At 63.4% G+C, this 17,498-nt stretch carries 16 protein-coding genes and 1 riboswitch; of the genes, 9 read left to right on the top strand and 7 right to left on the bottom strand.

Translation table 11 applies throughout. The features are described from left to right. Positions 1-13: 13 nt before the first annotated feature. Positions 14-541 (bottom strand): cupin domain-containing protein, encoded by a 528-nt coding sequence (locus AC1DVN_RS04775; RefSeq protein ID WP_021333132.1) that lies wholly within the window; start codon positions 539-541, stop codon positions 14-16. 150 nt (positions 542-691) lie between these two features. On the opposite strand from AC1DVN_RS04775, the gene AC1DVN_RS04780 reads away from it, so the two are divergent. Both AC1DVN_RS04780 and AC1DVN_RS04785 read left to right on the top strand, forming a co-directional pair. Next, a complete protein-coding gene (locus AC1DVN_RS04780) occupies positions 692-1,264 on the top strand; it encodes a TetR/AcrR family transcriptional regulator (RefSeq protein WP_021333133.1) in 573 nt (190 codons plus the stop codon). Positions 1,265-1,401: 137 nt separating this feature from the next. Further along, a complete protein-coding gene (locus tag AC1DVN_RS04785; protein ID WP_021333134.1) occupies positions 1,402-3,246 on the top strand; it encodes a DUF2339 domain-containing protein in 1,845 nt (614 codons plus the stop codon). A gap of 1 nt (position 3,247) precedes the next feature. On the opposite strand, the gene AC1DVN_RS04790 is transcribed toward AC1DVN_RS04785, so the two are convergent. The 3 genes from AC1DVN_RS04790 to trmB are packed head-to-tail and all read right to left on the bottom strand — an operon-like array spanning position 3,248 to position 7,642. Beyond that, entirely contained in the window at positions 3,248-6,169 is a 2,922-nt protein-coding gene (locus AC1DVN_RS04790) for an MMPL family transporter (RefSeq protein ID WP_477993556.1), read from the bottom strand. Between the two features lie 10 nt (positions 6,170-6,179). Further along, complete coding sequence (locus AC1DVN_RS04795) at positions 6,180-6,887, bottom strand: NYN domain-containing protein (RefSeq protein ID WP_003945733.1); 708 nt, start codon at positions 6,885-6,887, stop codon at positions 6,180-6,182. Further along, a complete protein-coding gene (gene trmB, locus AC1DVN_RS04800) occupies positions 6,884-7,642 on the bottom strand; it encodes a tRNA (guanosine(46)-N7)-methyltransferase TrmB (protein ID WP_019747110.1) in 759 nt (252 codons plus the stop codon). Before trmB ends, AC1DVN_RS04795 begins: the two co-directional genes overlap by 4 nt. Before the next feature lie 163 nt (positions 7,643-7,805). Between trmB and AC1DVN_RS04805 the strand changes: the two genes are divergently transcribed. The 6 genes from AC1DVN_RS04805 (at position 7,806) to epsC (ending at position 14,351) form a co-directional block, all read left to right on the top strand. Continuing rightward, the gene (locus tag AC1DVN_RS04805; protein WP_252858557.1) at positions 7,806-8,738 is read left to right on the top strand and encodes a P-loop NTPase family protein; all 933 of its coding nucleotides are present in this window, start codon (positions 7,806-7,808) and stop codon (positions 8,736-8,738) included. A gap of 181 nt (positions 8,739-8,919) precedes the next feature. Beyond that, positions 8,920-10,071, top strand: coding sequence for a hypothetical protein (locus AC1DVN_RS04810; RefSeq protein WP_257207274.1), 1,152 nt, complete (start codon positions 8,920-8,922; stop codon positions 10,069-10,071). Positions 10,072-10,204: 133 nt separating this feature from the next. Next, positions 10,205-10,543 carry a DUF6802 family protein gene (locus tag AC1DVN_RS04815; RefSeq protein ID WP_021333139.1) on the top strand — a complete coding sequence of 113 codons (339 nt, stop codon included), beginning with the start codon at positions 10,205-10,207 and terminating at the stop codon, positions 10,541-10,543. A 277-nt stretch (positions 10,544-10,820) separates the two neighbouring features. After that, on the top strand, positions 10,821-12,650 hold the full coding sequence (locus tag AC1DVN_RS04820) for a phosphoenolpyruvate carboxykinase (GTP) (RefSeq protein WP_029254577.1): 1,830 nt from the start codon (positions 10,821-10,823) through the stop codon (positions 12,648-12,650). A gap of 181 nt (positions 12,651-12,831) precedes the next feature. Then, entirely contained in the window at positions 12,832-13,767 is a 936-nt protein-coding gene (cysK, locus tag AC1DVN_RS04825; RefSeq protein WP_003945916.1) for a cysteine synthase A, read from the top strand. 5 nt (positions 13,768-13,772) lie between these two features. Beyond that, complete coding sequence (gene epsC / locus AC1DVN_RS04830; protein ID WP_003945907.1) at positions 13,773-14,351, top strand: serine O-acetyltransferase EpsC; 579 nt, start codon at positions 13,773-13,775, stop codon at positions 14,349-14,351. A 58-nt stretch (positions 14,352-14,409) separates the two neighbouring features. Here epsC and AC1DVN_RS04835 read toward each other — a convergent pair whose 3' ends face one another. Genes AC1DVN_RS04835 through AC1DVN_RS04845 form a run of 3 tightly spaced genes read right to left on the bottom strand, consistent with a single transcriptional unit; the run spans position 14,410 to position 16,652 of the window. After that, entirely contained in the window at positions 14,410-14,715 is a 306-nt protein-coding gene (locus AC1DVN_RS04835; protein WP_070796311.1) for a hypothetical protein, read from the bottom strand. A 28-nt stretch (positions 14,716-14,743) separates the two neighbouring features. Next, the gene (locus tag AC1DVN_RS04840) at positions 14,744-15,703 is read right to left on the bottom strand and encodes a cation diffusion facilitator family transporter (RefSeq protein ID WP_019747118.1); all 960 of its coding nucleotides are present in this window, start codon (positions 15,701-15,703) and stop codon (positions 14,744-14,746) included. Between the two features lie 10 nt (positions 15,704-15,713). Beyond that, the gene (locus AC1DVN_RS04845) at positions 15,714-16,652 is read right to left on the bottom strand and encodes an alpha/beta hydrolase (RefSeq protein ID WP_030534647.1); all 939 of its coding nucleotides are present in this window, start codon (positions 16,650-16,652) and stop codon (positions 15,714-15,716) included. A 148-nt stretch (positions 16,653-16,800) separates the two neighbouring features. On the opposite strand from AC1DVN_RS04845, the gene AC1DVN_RS04850 reads away from it, so the two are divergent. Next, positions 16,801-17,313 carry a TetR/AcrR family transcriptional regulator gene (locus tag AC1DVN_RS04850; RefSeq protein WP_477993561.1) on the top strand — a complete coding sequence of 171 codons (513 nt, stop codon included), beginning with the start codon at positions 16,801-16,803 and terminating at the stop codon, positions 17,311-17,313. A 16-nt stretch (positions 17,314-17,329) separates the two neighbouring features. Beyond that, positions 17,330-17,465, top strand: a riboswitch (cobalamin riboswitch). Positions 17,466-17,498: the final 33 nt, after the last annotated feature.

Consider the following 17,498-nt stretch of genomic DNA (forward strand, 5'->3'; position numbering starts at 1 on the left):
TGCTGGCAGTCGGTCAGTGACTTTCGATGCCGAATCCCACACCGTGCGTCTGTGCGATCTCGGCGGTGGCAACGAGATCGAATTCGATCCCGAAATCTGCTTCTACCCGCGCTGCAACCGATTCCGCGGCGGAACCTGCTTCGGCCAGTAGTTTCGGCATCAGTTCGAACAGGTCTTCCATCCCTCCGGGCGTGATGATTTCGAGAATCCGTGCTGGAGCGTCGTCGGGATTCCACACGGCGTGCCACTGGCCACGCGGTTTGAAGATCATGGCGCCAGTCTCCGCGTAGACGACCTCGTCTCCGACCATCGCTGCGACGCGGCCACTTTGAACCACCGTGTACTCGTCTTCGCGGCTGTGGCGATGGACCGGTGAGGTCATCGAATGCGGAGCGATGCGGTGTTGTACAAGAGAGAATCCTCCCTCGGTTTGTTTGCTTCGAACCATCATCCGGACGCCGGTGGAAGCGAGAGTCCCGGCAAGATCTACGTCCGGCCCGAGGACGGTCGTCGTGGTGTGGTTTGCGGAATTCGGTGACATCGATTTGGTCCTTTGCCGTCGTGAGCGTCGTTGGCTGCGCTCCGGTTTCGATTCTCGAATCATGTACCAATCGGTCTAGTGATGCAAGGTTTTGGCTATTTATGCACTTCAAGTGTTGTCGATATGTGTACTGATCGGTATGTTGAACTTATGTCTACGAGGGATTTGTTGGTCGATGCCGCTGCCGACTTGTTGCAGCGGAAGGGGTACGCGGGAACGGGTGTGTCGGAAGTGCTCTCGGCGAGCGCGACCACCAAGGGGTCCTTGTACTTTCACTTTCCCGGTGGCAAGGAAGAACTCGCAGGCGAGGCTCTGAGGCGACGCGGTGAGGCAATGGCCGATTTCATCCGGCATCTCCTGGAGAGCTCACCCGATGCCGCCACCGCGATCTCGGCATTTGCTGCCGCACTGGCTGCGCGTTTGTCGGATTCGGACTACGAACGTGGATGCGCCCTGGCTACGGCAACACTGGATGCCGCAACCGAATCCGAGGTCATCCGTAGTGCTTGTGCGGACGGGTACAACTCGTGGCTGGGGCTGCTGGCTCAGCGCCTCGAAGCCGACGGTTGGTCCCGCGAAGACGCAGAGTCCGAGGCAATTCTCGCTTTGTCCGCACTCGAGGGCGCGCTTGTCCTCGCTCGGGCGCGTCAGGATCCCGCTCCGCTTCACACTTCGGGTCGGTTGCTCTCCGAACGATTGCGGAATGCAGCGCCTCGGCGATAGTTCCCTGTCGGTCGATGATGCAGTCGGTCGATGGTGCCGTCAGTCGAAGGTGTCCTCAGTTGAATACGAGAACTCCCCAGGCTGATCGAGTAGTACTACTCATCTGATCGGTTCGGCCACGCAGCAAGCTCGTAGCCATGACCACACCGAGTTCTTCCGCCGTCGATCCGCGACTGGTGACCGCCCTCTCGGCCGAGTGCGACAGCATCGGCCGGCAGTTGCGTCACATGGGTCAGAACCTGTCGATCCTGCAGACTCAGCTGGCCTCGGCTACTGTTCCCCCGCCCATGCCGGTAGTTCCGGCACCCGCAGCTCCGGCGCCACAGATGCCGCCAATGCGTCCTCAGCAGAACGTGCCCACCTGGCAGCCGCCGACGTATCCGGTTGCCGCACCTCGCCAGCCCTGGTGGCAACGCGACGGTGTCATCAGTCGACTCCTGGCCGCCGCCGGTGTAGCCGTCACACTGATCGGCGTCGTGATGCTGCTGGTAATTGCAGCGCAGGCCGGATTCTTCGGGCCGCCGCTCCGGGTGCTCGGTGGCGCACTCCTTTCCGGCGCCTTGGTGTTTGCCGGAGTGCGGGTCCACGGACGACCAGGCGGCAAAGTGGGGGCAATTGCTCTGGCTGCCACCGGTTTTGCGGGAATGTACCTCGACGTCGTCGCTGCCTCTGTTCTCTACGGTTGGGTGACGACGCCGCTCGCGGTGGTGATTGCCTTCGGGATTGCCGCGGCCGGCGTTGCTTTGGGGGTGAAATGGGATTCCGAATCACTGGCGCTCATGATCGTTCTGGGCGCAGCGGTGCTGGCTCCCGTGTTGACGTCGGGAATATCGTTGACTCTCATCGGTTTCCTCTTCGCGATCCAGTCGGCGACGTTCTCCGCCCAGCTCGGTCGTGACTGGAAGTACCTGGGTATGGCGCGCACAGTACCGGTGGTTCTCGCGCTGCTCGTAGCGGTAGCGTCGAATGCAATCTTCAGCGAATCCGGTAACAGTGCAGTGCAATTGGTGATCAGTGCCGGCGTGGTTGCAATCGTGGGGGCCGGCTGCGCGATGGCCGTGCAGTGGACGGGTTCGCCCTCGCGCGGCGGAGTTGCAGGGGCGTGGTCCACCGCTACCTTTGTTGTCTCGTCCCTTCCGCTGATGAGCGTCGGGGCCGTGCTCGGGCGCACCGAATCCGCAGTGCTGTACGGAATTGCAGCGCTACTACTACTTTCCGCTGCAGCGGCGGCCAAGCCTTTGCCGACGCAACTGCGATTCGGACTGGGCGCAACCGGCGCTCTCGCATTGTTGCTGTGCTGCTTGTCCGGGGCGACGGAATCTCTGGTCGTACCGCTGGTCCTCACCGTCGGCATGATCTTCCTCAGAGTCTCGCTGTATGCGGGTTCGCGCTTCGTCTTCGCCCTCGGAACCGCCTTTGCGGCAATCGGATCGATCGGATACCTCACGACGGTTCCGCCGGAAGCGTTGACGACTGCCCGTGCCGCATCCATGCAACTCGGTGCGATCACGGCACTCTCGAGCCTGACGGCGATAGGTGCACTGGTGATGCTGGTGTGGGCGATTCACCGACTGAAGTTGATCGCCGATTCGAATGCAGCGGTTCTATGGGCGGCCGCAGGGTTTGGTGTCCTCTACGCGGTGACGTGTGCGCTCGTCTCATCCGGCGTCGAAATCTTCGACAGTGCAACCGGATTTGTTGCCGGGCACAGCGTTGCAACCATCGTCTGGATGCTTGCCGCCACGTCAGCGCTGGTGCTCGGATTGAACAACCGTCAGCATGCTCGCGTTTTGCTCGGAGCTGGTCTTGCTCTCACCAGCGCGGCAGTGGCCAAGCTGTTCCTCTTCGACCTGGCCACGCTCAGTGGGCTGGTGCGCAGCGCTGCCTTCCTGGTGGTCGGCTTGCTGCTCCTGCTGGTCGGGACTCGTTATGCACGAGCCTTCGCCAAGCAGGAGCAGGTCAGCTCCGCTTCTGGATCATGAGTCAGCTTCGCTTCTGGCGAGCGATGAGCTCGCTGACACTGATGGCGCCTGCGTCGTCAGGTCGGTGCCTGCCGGTGGCGTTGTCGTCGCCGTCAGAGGCATCCGAGACTCGGGGCTCGGTGGGACGACGCTCCGGAGCGATCGGTGGAGGCGGCGACTGGGGGGTCGCCTCCACCGAGGTCGGGGCCGAGCCGTTTGTTGCAGCGCCATTTGTTGCAGCGCTATTTGTTGCAGAACCGTTGGTAGCACCGTTTGCAGAGCCATTCCGGCTCGAGCCGTTGGTACCTGAACCGCTGCTTGCCGAACCGTTAGTACGCGAAGGCGTCCGCACCACCGGCAGCGGCCGTGAGGCCGGGGGAGTCTGTTCCCGAGCCCGCAGGTCCGACAACCAACTCTCGATGGGACGCTCGGCCGGCGCAGCGGGCGTCGGGTTTCTCCGCTTGTCGGTGGTGTTCGGTTGCGGTCGGTACGAAGGATTGGGGACCGGTGCCTCGATCAAGTTCTGGGGCGCGCTGGCTGCACTCCCGATATCGAGACGACGTCGCGGTGCCGGCTTCTCCGCGGCAGGTGTATCCGTGTTCGGTGCCTTGATCGTCATTTCGCTGAGCGGAATGGGCTCGGTGAGGGGATCAGGAACGCGAGGTCCGCTTTCCGGCTGTGCAGCCGGGGCAGGCGGCGGCATGACCCGCGAGGCCGCTTCGATCTTGCGCGGCTGACCCGGTCCGGCGATCGCACCGACGGGCGCGATCTGCGGGACGTTTGCGAGCACGAGCTCGTTGTCGAGGATCGGCTCACCCAGCCCGATCTTCTGCTGGATCCGCTTCATCCAGGCCGGGGCCCACCAGCAGTCGTCGCCGAGCAGTTTCATGGTCGCGGGGACCAGGAACATTCGGATCAGTGTGGCGTCGATGATCAGCGCGGAGATCATGCCGTACGAGATGTACTTCATCATCACCAGATCGGACAGGCCGAATGCACCGGTGACCACGATCAGAATCAGTGCGGCAGCGGTGATGATCCGGCCGGTATGTGCCGTGCCGATTCGGATGGATTCGGTAGTACTTGCGCCCTGCGCTCGCGCTTCGACCATGCGGGAGAGCAGGAACACTTCGTAGTCGGTCGACAGGCCGTAGACGATCGCGATGATCAACACCAGGACGGGAGACATGATCGGTCCCGGCGTGAAGTTCAACAGACCGGAACCGTGGCCGTCGATGAAGATCCAGGTCAAGATTCCGAGCGTCGAACCCAGGCCGAGCGCGCTCATCAACGCAGCCTTGATGGGCAGGACGAGCGAACCGAACGTCAAGAACATCAGCAGCGTCGTCAGCAGGATGACGGATACGACCATCAGCGGCAGACGGTCGAGCAACGCATCGACGCTGTCCTGCTCGATGGCCGGAGTACCGCCGACGAGCACAGTTGTGCCCTCGGGCCAATCCGCGGATCGCAGATAGTCGATGGTGGGACGTGCCTCGTTGCGCTCGGTCAGACCGGCTTTGAGGACGTTGACACCGTCCTTGGTCGCAACCTCCGGGGTGAACTTCTCGACCAGACCCGGCGCAGCGTTTGCGGTCTTGGAAATCTGACCGAGAGTGGTGTTGTCCGCTCCCTCGATGACGAGTCGAACGGGCTCGGTGCGATTGCCCGGGAAGAGTTCGTCGAACTGCGCCTGCGCGACACGCGTGGGGCTGTCCGGGGGCAGGTACGTCTCGTTGATGCCGCCGAACTTGATGCCCGTCAGCGGAATGATCATCAGCAGTAGAGCCGCGACGATCGGGACCGCGACCTTGAGCGGATGCTGCATGACCCAGCGGGTGAGCTTGCCCCAGAAACCGTTCTCGATTTCCTCGTTGGTCTTGGTCTGGCGCAGTTTCTTGAAGGTCAGCGCGTCGATCCGCTTGCCGAGAATGCCGAGAATCGCGGGAAGAATCGTGATGGACGAGATCGCGGCAAGCATGACGGCAGCAATGGCGCCGTAGGCCACCGATTTGAGGAAGCCCTGCGGGAACAACAGCAGACCGCCGAGGCTGACGGCAACCATGGTCGCCGAGAACATGACCGTTCTACCCGCCGTCATGACCGTTCGGCGTACTGCGGTCGGGGTGTCGTACCCCTCGGCTATCTCTTCTCGGAAACGGCTGACGATGAACAGTCCGTAGTCGATCGCGAGACCCAGGCCGACCAGAGAGACCACGGGCGCAACAAACGCGTTGACCTCGGTGAAGTTGGTGATCAGTCGAATGATGCCGTTGGCGCCGATGACGGTCAGACCGCCGACGATCAACGGGAGGGCTGCAGCGACGACGCCACCGAAGACGAAGAACAGCAGGACACCGACGGCGGGAATCGCGAGCATTTCCATGCGCTTGATGTCGTTGGCCATCGTGTCGTTGAGCGAATTCGCGACAGGTTGCAGGCCGGCGAGTTGCACGTCGACGCCGTCGATGTAGAACTGCGACTCGACGTCGCGGAAGTTGTTGGACACCGCGGTGTCGTTGTCGCCGGCGATCGCGATGCTGGTGACCGCGTGTTGCTTGGTCTTGTCCGCCAGGGCCGCCACCGAGAGACCGTTGTCGACCTTGAAGTACGAGCCGTTGATCTTCATGATCTGGTCGGGGTTGTCGGCGACGAGCCGCTGCAGATTGTCGATGACCTTCGCTTGGAACTCGGGGTCGTCGACGGTCTTGCCCTCCGGCGCCGTGTACAGCGCCAGAACGTCACCCGTCGTGCTGCGTCCGAACGTGCCGTCAGCGAGTTTTGCAGCCTCTACCGATTCCGACCCCGGATCGTCCCAGCCGCTCTGGCTTAGATGATCCTGCAGGCTCAGGCCGTACGCAGCGAGCCCGAGGAGCCCCGCCACCATGACAGCGATGACGGTGAAGCGGGCTCGATAGACGATGCTTCCCCAGCTGGCGAACACTGATCAACTCCTACTCGGCAACACTTTTTCGCCCGATGAGCAGGGCAGAAAGCGGTCGGAACGGCTGCAACCAGGCGCCCTCGTCGGGCAGGGTGTCCAGGCTTACCCGTGGCAGAGGCTCACGGAAGACACCTGGGATGTCCTCGAGATCGACGAAGTCCAAGATATCGGACGACACAGCCCAGCTGGCGTGTTCACGGAACCCGAGAACCTGGACCGGGATACCGGTTGCTGCGATGTCCTCGAGAGGTTCGCGGAACGCTTGGCCGTCGGCGGACGCGACCATGATTCCGGCGAGGCCCTCGCCGTACCGGAGCGCGATGTGCTCGAGCATGTCCGAATCGACATCGCTGTCTTCATCGACCTTCGGCTTGGCGAACACCGCGAAACCCACGTTACGCAAGGCTTCGACCCAAGGACGAACGACGTCGGCGCTGCCGGACGCGATGTTGGTGAAGACGGTCGCTTCAGGCTCGAGCGTGCCGCTGTTCTGTGCGGACAGTTCGGCGGTGCGAGAGAGCAGCCAACGACCCAAAGCGTCGAATCGTGGCCGGTAGGCGGCGGTAGGCCGGCCACCGAGGATGGCGCCGAGGCCCATGTCGAGGTTGGGGGCGTCCCAGACCAGAAGCACCCGCTTGGGGTGGCGGGAGTCACGACCGAAGTCGAGAGGAGATTCCGACGACGTCACGTCGTCGGATAGCTGTTCGCTGACGCTCATGCTCTGATCTTCCCCCATATAAGCTCGGTGATTGCACTACCGACCTTATGGGCTTTGTCCTCGAACTTGGTGACCGGACGCTCGTGGGTCATCGGAGACTCCCAGTCGAGTGCGGTCAGCAGTGGCTCGGCATTGCCGGCTTCTTCGATCCATTCGGCGTACTCGGCGTGATCGGTTGCCACGTGCAGGACTCCGCCGGGCTTGAGGCGGTTGGCGATCAGCGCGAACGTCGGCCCCTGCAGGAGGCGACGCTTGTGATGGCGGGCCTTGGGCCACGGGTCCGGGAAGAACACCCGGACGCCCGTCAGGGACTCGGGGGCGACCATGTTCTCGAGTACGTCCATCGCGTCACCGCGTAGTACGCGGACGTTGGGAATCTCTTCACGCTCGACCTGCTGGAGAAGCTGCGCGAGCCCCGGGCGGTACACCTCGATCGCGATCAGGTTCACGTGCGGTTCCGCCTTGGCCATAGCGGCCGTCGCGGTGCCGGTACCCGAACCGATCTCGATGATCAGGGGTGCCTCGCGTCCGAACCAGGCGTTCGCGTCGAGCGGTGTGTCCGAGACGTCGGCGCCGATGAGCGGCCACTGACGGTCCCAAGCCTGCTGCTGCGCGTCGGTCAGCGCACCCCGGCGAGAGCGAAAGCTGGTCACTCTCGGATGGAGACGGGACCCCTTGGCGTGGTCCGTCTGCCCCGTGTCAGGGGTCTGCGGTGCATGCTGATCGGCTTCGTTCACGAACCCATTGTCACGCATGACCCCCGTTTAGCGCAGACGGGTCTGAAGTTTGAGTTGAGACTTTCTGCGGAAAGTCCTGAAACAGCCGACTTCGGACAGCCAGCGAAAGAGTGGTGTCACCTGCCGTCCTTGCCGAGAACCTGACAGAATCTCACCGACACGATGGGGACGTGGGGTGGGGATGAACACAGGATTTGCATGCAGTAATTGGTCACGAATGTTGCCCGCAGAATCGATCGACGACGCCTGCGCGGAGCCGATCGACCACTTGCGCGCTCTGGCATATCGGCTGACGTCGATCGATTCGGGAGCCGCAGAGGCGGTTCACTCGGTGCTCGGATCGCTGAGCGCGCCGCTCGAATTGGTGGTCGCCGGGCGAGCCGGGGTGGGGCGGTCGTCGTTGGCGCGGATCCTGGGGCGCGACGACCGGTTCTCGCGCAGAGTCGTCGGCGCACCGGTTGTGGTGACCGAGTCGCGCGCGTTCGACGTCCCTGGAACGTCGAACCCCGATCTGGGTCGTCGTTGCGTTGTCTACGTGGTGGTCGACGCGGTCCGCGACGTCGACGGCCGAGCCATTGCCCGAGTTTCCGATCGTGTGGTCGTCGCTGCGAACAAGGCTGACTTGTTCGGGCCGCGCTGGGACGAGGCGCTGGGACGGGCCGCGGAGATCTCGGAGACCGTCGGCGTGCCCACGGTTCCGGTGGAGACGCTGACCGGGCGCGGCGTCGAAGAATTGTTCGCGGCTCTCGGCCCTGTTCTGGAGGCGCAGTGGTGGGGCCGGGTCGAGCAGATCGGCCCGGCGCTGAGGCGATCTCCCTCGCACAGCGCTGCGGGCAGGGACGAGATCGAGTTGTATCTGAGTTCGGACTCCGCGGTGTTGTTCGGCGCCGCGGCGGCGATGATGAGCCCCGAAATTCGAGCCCTGCGTCAAGGCGAGCCTCCCGATCCTCGTACCGCCGACGACGCGGGCGCATGCAGCCGGTGGTGGGGCGAGCTCGTGGACGAGTCGGAACAGGCTCCGCAACAAAGGGTCTCACTGATTCGTCGCGGGTATGTGCGTCGGTGGGCGCAGCTCGGGGGCGATCGGTCCGCTCCGGCGGTGACCGATGGATAGCGTTTCGGTACTTCCAGATTCGGTGCTGCGCGTGGTGCAGCGATGGAATCCGGCATCCGATCCGGGTCGCCAGGTCGCCGCCGAAACATCCAGTGGCACTAGAATTTACGTTGTCGGCCCACCGAGGTGTGGACGGGAAGACGTCGCCCGGATGTTCAATGCTTCGGATGACTGTTCGACAGTGACACGCGAGGTGGACGCCGACGTCGTACTTCTGGTCGTCGACGCCGCCAGCGTGATCGGACGCGAGGATCTTCTTCTTCTCGACGACGCTGCAGAGAGCGGAATCCCGGTGGTGGTCGCGCTGACCCGCATCGACGTCTACCGAGACTGGCAGGCGGTGCGCCGGCGTGATGCCGAGATTCTCGCGTCGCACTGCACCGCTTTTGCTCAGGCCCCGGTGGTCCCGATTGCGCCCGGTCAAGAGCAGTCGCTCGTTGCGGTCGTGAGCCGGGCGGCACGGGAGAGGGAAGCAGGCGGTTCGGATTCCGGTGTCATCGCGCAGACGCGCCGGATGATCGAGATAGAGATCAGGAATCTGCGTGACAGTGTTCCTGGTGCCGAACTGCGGGCCGAGCGATCACAGCTGCTCGCAGACCGTGACGGCCGGCGAGGCGAACGCCTGGTGCAGGTGCGAAGCCGACTGCAGCGAGCGCGCGGGGATCTGTCACAACAAATCGCCGAGGCAACCCGGGCTACGGTCGCGGGGGCACGTGCCTGGGTCGATGCGGCCTCGCGAGCCGAATTGGGCAGCGTGCCGACGCGACTGCAGCACGAGGTCGACCACCACACCCGGGTGTTCGATGCCGCGATGGCGGCAGCGGTGGAAGTGGCGGGCACGACCGGATGCATGCCTTCCTCACGGATTCCGGAGGGCCCGCCGCGCCGTCAGCGCGGAAACGAGGACCGGGTGACAATTCTTGTCGGCGCGTCCGCGGGTCTCGGCCTCGGCCGTATCGCGGTGACTCCGCTGGAGATGATTCCGGCCCTGGAGTTCGCGAGTATCCCCGTGACGTTGGTTCTGGGTGGCGCCGCGGCGTGGTGGTTGGCGCGAACTCGCGGGCTGACGGCGGATCGTGCCTACTCGAGGTCGTGGATCGTCGAATCGATGTCGACGGTTCGCGCACAGTGGGAGCAGCGAGTCCAGAGTGTTCTGCTCGAGGCCGAGGCGGATCTGGGAGCGGCGATCATGGCGGAGAGCCGCGAGCAGGTGGCGTCGGCGCAGGCCCGAATCGTGGAGATCGACGGTGAACTTCGTGAGCTTGCCGCGGCCAGATCAGGGCAACTGGCGTCGTGCGAGCGCGACCTCGCCGTTTTGAACGCCGCCTACTGACATTCCGCGAGTGCAGAGTTCTCCACAGCGCCGCAATTTCGGCCACGACTGATCGTCGGGGTCTGGTAATACTGAGCGGACGGTTTCGGTAGGGGTTGCCGAAGCAGTAGGTCACCATCCAGTAGGGGGAGTAATGGACGCATTTCTGATCACGGCCGGACACATCGACGGGCACGAAGCCGAAGCGCTCGATCCTGGGCGTATCGAGCCCGAGACCTTCGGGCCCTCGTCGGGACCGGTCGATGCCGGCGACCTGAACTTCGACGCCTTCGACTTGGACGGTGACGGAACGGTCGACAGCCGTGTCGTCCACTCCGACGACGACGTCGTGATCGTGTCCGATTTCGATCGCGACGGTAGCGCCGATCGCCTCACGATGATCGAGTCGGACGGCGACTACTCGGCCTGGGAATGCAGTCGAGACGACGAAGGCGCCCTCGTGTGGCAGAAAATCGATGCCGGAGCGCTCTGAAAAGGTTCCGTTTATGTGCTCTGAGCGCCGGGTAGGCACCTGAACACACCAACTGAATCGTTTCTGTGACATTTCTGACCGCACCCGATTACCTGCAGGTGAACAGCCAGCGTTAACCTCAATACATAGGACACCCGGCGTCCGTGAAATCCACGTGAGTGGATGACGCGGCTGGACCCCGTCGAGAGGGGGACACCGGGATCGACTGGTATCGGGGCGCTGCAGTTTGCATCCGGTGTCACGAGAACCCGGTTCCGGCTCACCCCAGGAGAGTTTGATGACCTCAGCGACCATTCCCGGTCTCAATGGAACTGACGGCACGCCCCCCACGCAGCACAAGGAACTGCTTGCATGGGTGCAAGAGGTTGCCGAACTCACCCAGCCTGATCGCGTCGTCTTCGCAGACGGCTCGGACGAAGAATGGGACCGACTGACAACGAAGTTGGTCGAGGCAGGAACCTTCACCCGCCTCAACGACGAGAAGAAGCCGAACTCTTTCCTCGGCAACTCCGATCCGTCCGATGTCGCGCGAGTCGAATCGCGTACGTACATCTGCTCGAAGGAAGAAATCGACGCAGGTCCCACCAACAACTGGATGGACCCGGCGGAGATGCGCACCCTCATGGGTGACCTGTACCGCGGTTGCATGCGTGGACGCACCATGTACGTCGTGCCGTTCTGCATGGGCCCCCTCGACGCCGAGGATCCGAAGCTGGGCGTCGAGCTCACCGATTCCGAGTACGTCGTCGTCTCCATGCGCGTCATGACCCGCATGGGCAGCAAGGTTCTCGACAAGCTCGGCACCGACGGATTCTTCGTCAAGGCGCTTCACTCGCTGGGCGCTCCGCTGGCCGATGGCCAGGAAGATGTCGCGTGGCCGTGCAACGACACCAAGTACATCACTCACTTCCCCGAGGATCGTGAGATCTGGAGCTTCGGTTCCGGCTACGGCGGAAACGCTCTCCTGGGCAAGAAGTGCTACTCGCTGCGTATCGCTTCGGCAATGGCGCACGACGAGGGTTGGCTGGCCGAGCACATGCTCATCCTCAAGCTCATCTCGCCCGAGGACAAGGCCTACTACATCGCGGCGGCATTCCCCTCCGCTTGTGGCAAGACCAACCTCGCGATGATCCAGCCGACCATCCCCGGATGGCGCGCCGAGACCCTCGGTGACGACATCGCCTGGATGCGTTTCGGTGAGGACGGACAGCTCTACGCCGTCAACCCGGAATTCGGTTTCTTCGGCGTGGCTCCCGGCACCAACTGGTCGTCGAACCCCAACGCCATGCGCACCATCGACCAGGGCAACACGGTCTTCACCAACGTCGCTCTGACTGACGACGGTGACGTCTGGTGGGAAGGCCTCGAAGGCGACCCGCAGCACCTGATCGACTGGAAGGGCAACGAGTGGACGCCCGAGTCGGGCACCCATGCGGCTCATCCCAACTCGCGTTACTGCACCCCGATGTCGCAGTGCCCGATCATGGCTCCCGAGTGGGACGACCCGAAGGGCGTGCCGATCTCGGCAATCCTGTTCGGTGGACGCCGCAAGACGACGGTTCCGCTGGTCACCGAGGCTCGTGACTGGCAGCACGGCGTCTTCATGGGTGCAACGGTCGGCTCCGAGCAGACCGCAGCAGCCGAAGGCCAGGTCGGTACGGTTCGCCGTGATCCGATGGCTATGCTGCCGTTCCTCGGCTACAACGTCGGTGACTACTTCCAGCACTGGATCGACCTCGGCAAGTCCGCGGACGCGTCCAAGCTCCCCAAGGTCTTCTACGTCAACTGGTTCCGCCGTGGCGACGACGGACGCTTCCTGTGGCCAGGCTTCGGCGAGAACTCTCGCGTCCTGAAGTGGATCGTCGAGCGCATCGAGCACAAGGCTGCCGGCATCGACACCCCGATCGGCGTCGTTCCCACCGGATCGGCACTCGACATCGAAGGCCTGGACGTGTCGGACGCCGACATCACCGAGGCCCTCGCGGTCAACATCGACGAGTGGAAGGCCGAGATCCCGCTCATCGAAGAGTGGTTCGACTTCGTCGGCGAGAAGCTGCCGACCGGCATTCGTGACGAGTTCGAAGCTCTGAAGCAGCGGTTGGCCTGATAAACCGCCCCCGTATGTAGTGGCCTGATGCCGCATTGGTTCAATTTGATGAACCGATGCGGCATCGGTCGTCTGTATGCCCTTGCCTGTAGCCGTTAAGCAGTTCAGCCGTTATGCAGTTCAGCCGTAAAGCAGTGATCAGCGAGCGGGTCGACACACTCGATCCTCAGGAGGACCAGATATGAGCGGGATCTACAACAACGTGACCGAATTGGTCGGGCGCACCCCGATCGTGCGGCTCAACCGTCTGACCGAGGGCCTGGACGCACAGGTCGCCGTCAAGCTCGAGTTCTACAACCCGGCCAACAGCGTCAAGGACCGGATCGGCGTGGCAATCATCGACGCCGCCGAGAAGTCCGGTGCACTCAAGCCCGGCGGAACCATCGTCGAGGGCACCAGCGGTAACACCGGTATCGCACTCGCCATGGTCGGTGCTGCTCGCGGTTACAAGGTCATCCTGACCATGCCGGAGACCATGTCCACCGAGCGTCGCGTGATGCTGCGTGCTTACGGCGCCGAGATCGTCCTTACCCCGGGCTCCGAGGGCATGGCCGGTGCAGTCGCCAAGGCCAAGGAAATCGTCGAGCAGACCGAGAACGCTGTCTCGGCCAGCCAGTTCGCCAACCCTGCCAACCCGGCCATCCACGAGGCAACGACGGGCGAAGAGGTCTGGGCCGACACCGACGGCGCCGTCGACATCTTCGTGTCCGGCATCGGCACCGGCGGCACCATCACCGGCGTCGGACGCACCCTTCGCAAGTACAAGCCCGAGGTCAAGATCGTGGGCGTCGAGCCCATCGACTCGCCGATCCTCAACGGTGGCCAGCCCGGTCCCCACAAGATCCAGGGAATCGGCGCGAACTTCGTGCCCGACGTCCTCGATCGCGAGATCTACGACGAGATCATCGACGTCTCGTTCCCCGATTCCATCGAGGTCGCTCGCGCACTCGGCACCAAGGAAGGCATCCTGGGCGGCATCTCGTCCGGCGCCATCGTCTGGGCCGCACTCGAGTTGGCGAAGCGTCCGGAAAACGCCGGCAAGCTGATCGTGGCTGTCGTGTGCGACTTCGGCGAGCGTTACATCTCCACCCCGCTGTTCGAACACATCCGGGACTGAGACTTGTGAGTATCCTCGGGACAATTCGCGAGGACCTGCAGGCTGCGCGCGGTCAGGATCCTGCCGCGCGCAGCAATGTGGAGAACGCGCTCGTTTATTCAGGGCTGCATGCCATTTGGGCGCATCGGGTTGCGCATCGTATGTGGGCCGTCCCTGCACTACGCGGCCCGGCGCGAGTGCTCTCGCAGCTGACACGCTTCGTTACCGGCATCGAGATTCACCCCGGTGCCACCATCGGTCGACGGTTCTTCATCGACCACGGCATGGGCGTCGTGATCGGGGAGACGGCCGAGGTCGGTAACGACGTGATGCTCTATCACGGCGTCACCCTGGGTGGTCGCTCGCTCGAGCAGGTCAAGCGTCACCCGACGCTGGGAGACCGGGTCACCGTCGGCGCTGGTGCCAAGATCCTCGGACCTGTCGTCATCGGTGAAGGTAGCGCTATCGGCGCCAATGCCGTTGTCACCAGAGATGTTCCGGCCGAATCCATCGCGACGGGTATCCCGGCGGTGGCGCGGCCACGGACCACCAAGGAAAAACTGGTGGACCCGAACAGTTACATCGATCCTGCGATGTACATCTGAAGCACTCCTTCTTCGATGGCCACCCTCGTGTAGACGGCGGGTGGCCATCGGCGTCTGTTCAGGCTCGCGTCAGGTGCCACCCGCGACGTCCCAGTACGACGGCCGTCGCAGCGCCCAATGCTGCTCCGATCAGGGGATAGCAGGCCAGGACGAGCCAGCGCGGTCCGTCCGATCGGGCGTCGAAAGCGATGTTCAACGACGACTCGTAGTCCCGAGCCATCTGTACGCCGCGCAGTGGTACGTAGGAACCCTGATAGACGATGGTCTTGTCTTGACTGGTCATCACATCGATCAGACTGCCCACCACAGGAATTCCCCCGACGACAAATCCCAGAACCGCAAGAATCACGATCAGTGTGCGCATCGAACGAGCCTATCGCCCGGCCGGAAGTTCAGACTGCGATCGACGGTTCTTCGGGCGTCGAGAGGGTCAGGATCGCTCGCACGACGCGTGGACTCTGCTCGAGTGAGCGTTCGAGTTCGCGCAACGTATGGGCCACTCGGGATTCCGCGTAGTCACCGACCAGATCGACGCTGGCCACCAGGTACACCTGCCGCGGCCCGAGGTATTCCATGCGTAGGAACGTGATTCGGTTGATTTCGGGTAGTTGGGTGAGAGCTTCGACGGCTGCTGCCCGCAGCGTCGGTGAGGCCTCTTCGCCGACCAGGAATCGGCGGTTGCGATCGATCAGGATGATCGCGATGACTCCGAGAAGTATGCCGACGAAGATGGAGCCGAGGGCGTCGGGGATCGGTGAACCGGTGATCTGGTGCAGTAGGACGCCGACGAATGCGATGACCAAACCGATCAGTGCTGCAGCATCTTCGGCGAACACGGCCCGGGTCGTCGGGTCGGATGTGTTGAGCGCCTGGGCCATGACGTCACGGTTGACGGCGGACGCTTCGGTTCGGAGTTGCTTGTACGCCTGCCGGAACGAGATGCCTTCGAGGATGAACGAGACGCCGAGGACTGCGTAGGCGACACCGAAGTCGGTGGCCGGTTCGGAATGGAACAGTTCCTGGATGCCGTGGGTGATCGACACACCTGCGCCGAGCGCGAAGAGTCCGAGGGCGGCGAACATCGACCAGATGTAGGCCTCCCGGCCGTACCCGAGTGGCTGGTCTCGGTCGGGAACCCTTTTCGAGCGGCGGTTCGCGATCAGCAGCAGCACTTCGTTGCCGGTATCGGCCCAGGAGTGGGTGGCCTCGGCGACCATCGATGCAGATCCGGTGACGATGGCGGCCGCCGTCTTGGCCCCGGCGATCAGCGCGTTAGCCGCAAACGCCAGTACGACTGTCGTGGTGCTCTCGTCGCCGTTTCCCGTCGGCTCGGCCTTGGGTTCGATGCTCACGAACTTCAGGCTAGGCGGGTGGCGACGGTTTCGTGCGGTGACGCTCGGCGACGGAGCGCAGCAGTGTGTCGACGGCGTCGTGGAACTGCGTCAGGCCCGGCTCTTCGACGGGAAAGTGCCCGCACCCGTCCAGCATCACGAATTCGGTGGGTGCGTTGATGCGGCGGAGGAACTGCAAGCTCAGTTCGGGTGGCGTCCATCGGTCGGCGGCCGGGTGGGTGAGCAGAACGGGCGTCGTCCGAAATGTTTCGGGTGCGGTGTGCTCGAACGAGAAGTAGCTGCTGAGGAATCCGAGTGGCACCCGAACACCGCCACCACGCGGATCGGTTGCGCACAGCGTCGCGAGTTCACGGTTGCTGCTCATGTTCGCGACGTCGGCGACCCAACGGATGGGCACGCGGATACGGCCCACCAGTCGTTCGGTGCGGCGCATCAGGGGAGCGCCGTAGACACCCATCGGGCCGAACCGCGCCGCGGCAGCTCTGGCCGACGGATTCGAGGGATCGAGCAGACAGGTGGCGACGACGGCGTCGGCCAGACCGGTCCGCGCGGCTACCTCGTAGGCCAGCAGACCGCCGATGCTGGCGCCCAACAACACCAGCGGCCGATCGTCGGCTGCCTTCTCGGCTCGGACGAGATCGCAGAGGAGATCGACCCACTGCTCGTACCGGACGCCGGCCGGATCGGCTACGACGGTGTCGCCGTACAGCGGAAGATCGGGGAAGAGGACTTCGGCTCCGAGTTTCACGCCGATCCCGGCGAACGGCCACAACGCGCCCGAGTAGCCGCCGGCGCCGTGGATGCCGAGAACACGAACCGGTGCGTCTGGAGCCACTGCCCGTGCGACGTGGACGGTGTTGCCGTTCCACTCCCACCACGTCGGGGTCGGCGCCGGCATGTGGTCGGTGTACCGGTCGGGCATAAACTTCGAGTAATCGGCGCTGGTCACCTACACAATTCTCGGTATCGGCGTCGCGGCTGACAACTCGCATCGGAGGACCGTGTCGACTCGGCGGAAAAGGCCCTCCCAGCAGCGCTCGAGGGCTACCTACGACGCGATCCTGGAGGCAGCTACTCGCGTTTTCGCTTCGGAAGCCATGGCAGCGACCACCAACCGGATCGCTGACGAAGCAGGGGTGTCGGTGGGCTCGCTCTACCAGTATTTCGGCGACAAGTACGAGATCCTCTCGGAGTTGGCGAACCGTCACGTGAGTGCTGCGCGGGAGAGTTTTGCGCTCTGCCTTTCCGACATCGTCGAGCGCGAACTCTCCCTGGACGAGGCCGTCCGGATGTTGGTGGAGTGCGCGGTCGAAGTGAACAGTAAGCCGCGAGAGTTCTTTCACCTGCTCTACGATCAGGTTCCGCGTACGCGTGAGCTCATCGAGCAGGTCGAAGGAATGAATCGGCAACTGGTACTTGGTTTTTCGGAGTACTTGCAGAGCCGCGGTTTCAGTGCGGACGATGCGTTGTTGACGTCACGGCTGACTGTGACTGCCGTGGACAGCCAGGTGCATCGGGTTGTGCTGGAATCGGATTCACCCGAGGAACTTCGAGTGCGAACGGAAGCCGTCGTGCGGCAGGCGAGATCGATGATCGCGTCGGAATCCTGATCCGGTGTGCGGAATGGTGACCACAGTCCGTTATGGTTCTGACGTCATCATCGAGGTAATGGGAAGTCGGTGCAATTCCGGCGCGGTCCCGCCACTGTGAGGTCGTCCCTGCGTCGACCGTAGCCAGATACCACCCTCGTTGACGTTGTGTCATGCCACGAGGATGGATCGGTCACACCATGAAT

It is taken from the genome of Rhodococcus sp. P4_E4, from assembly GCF_056401575.1.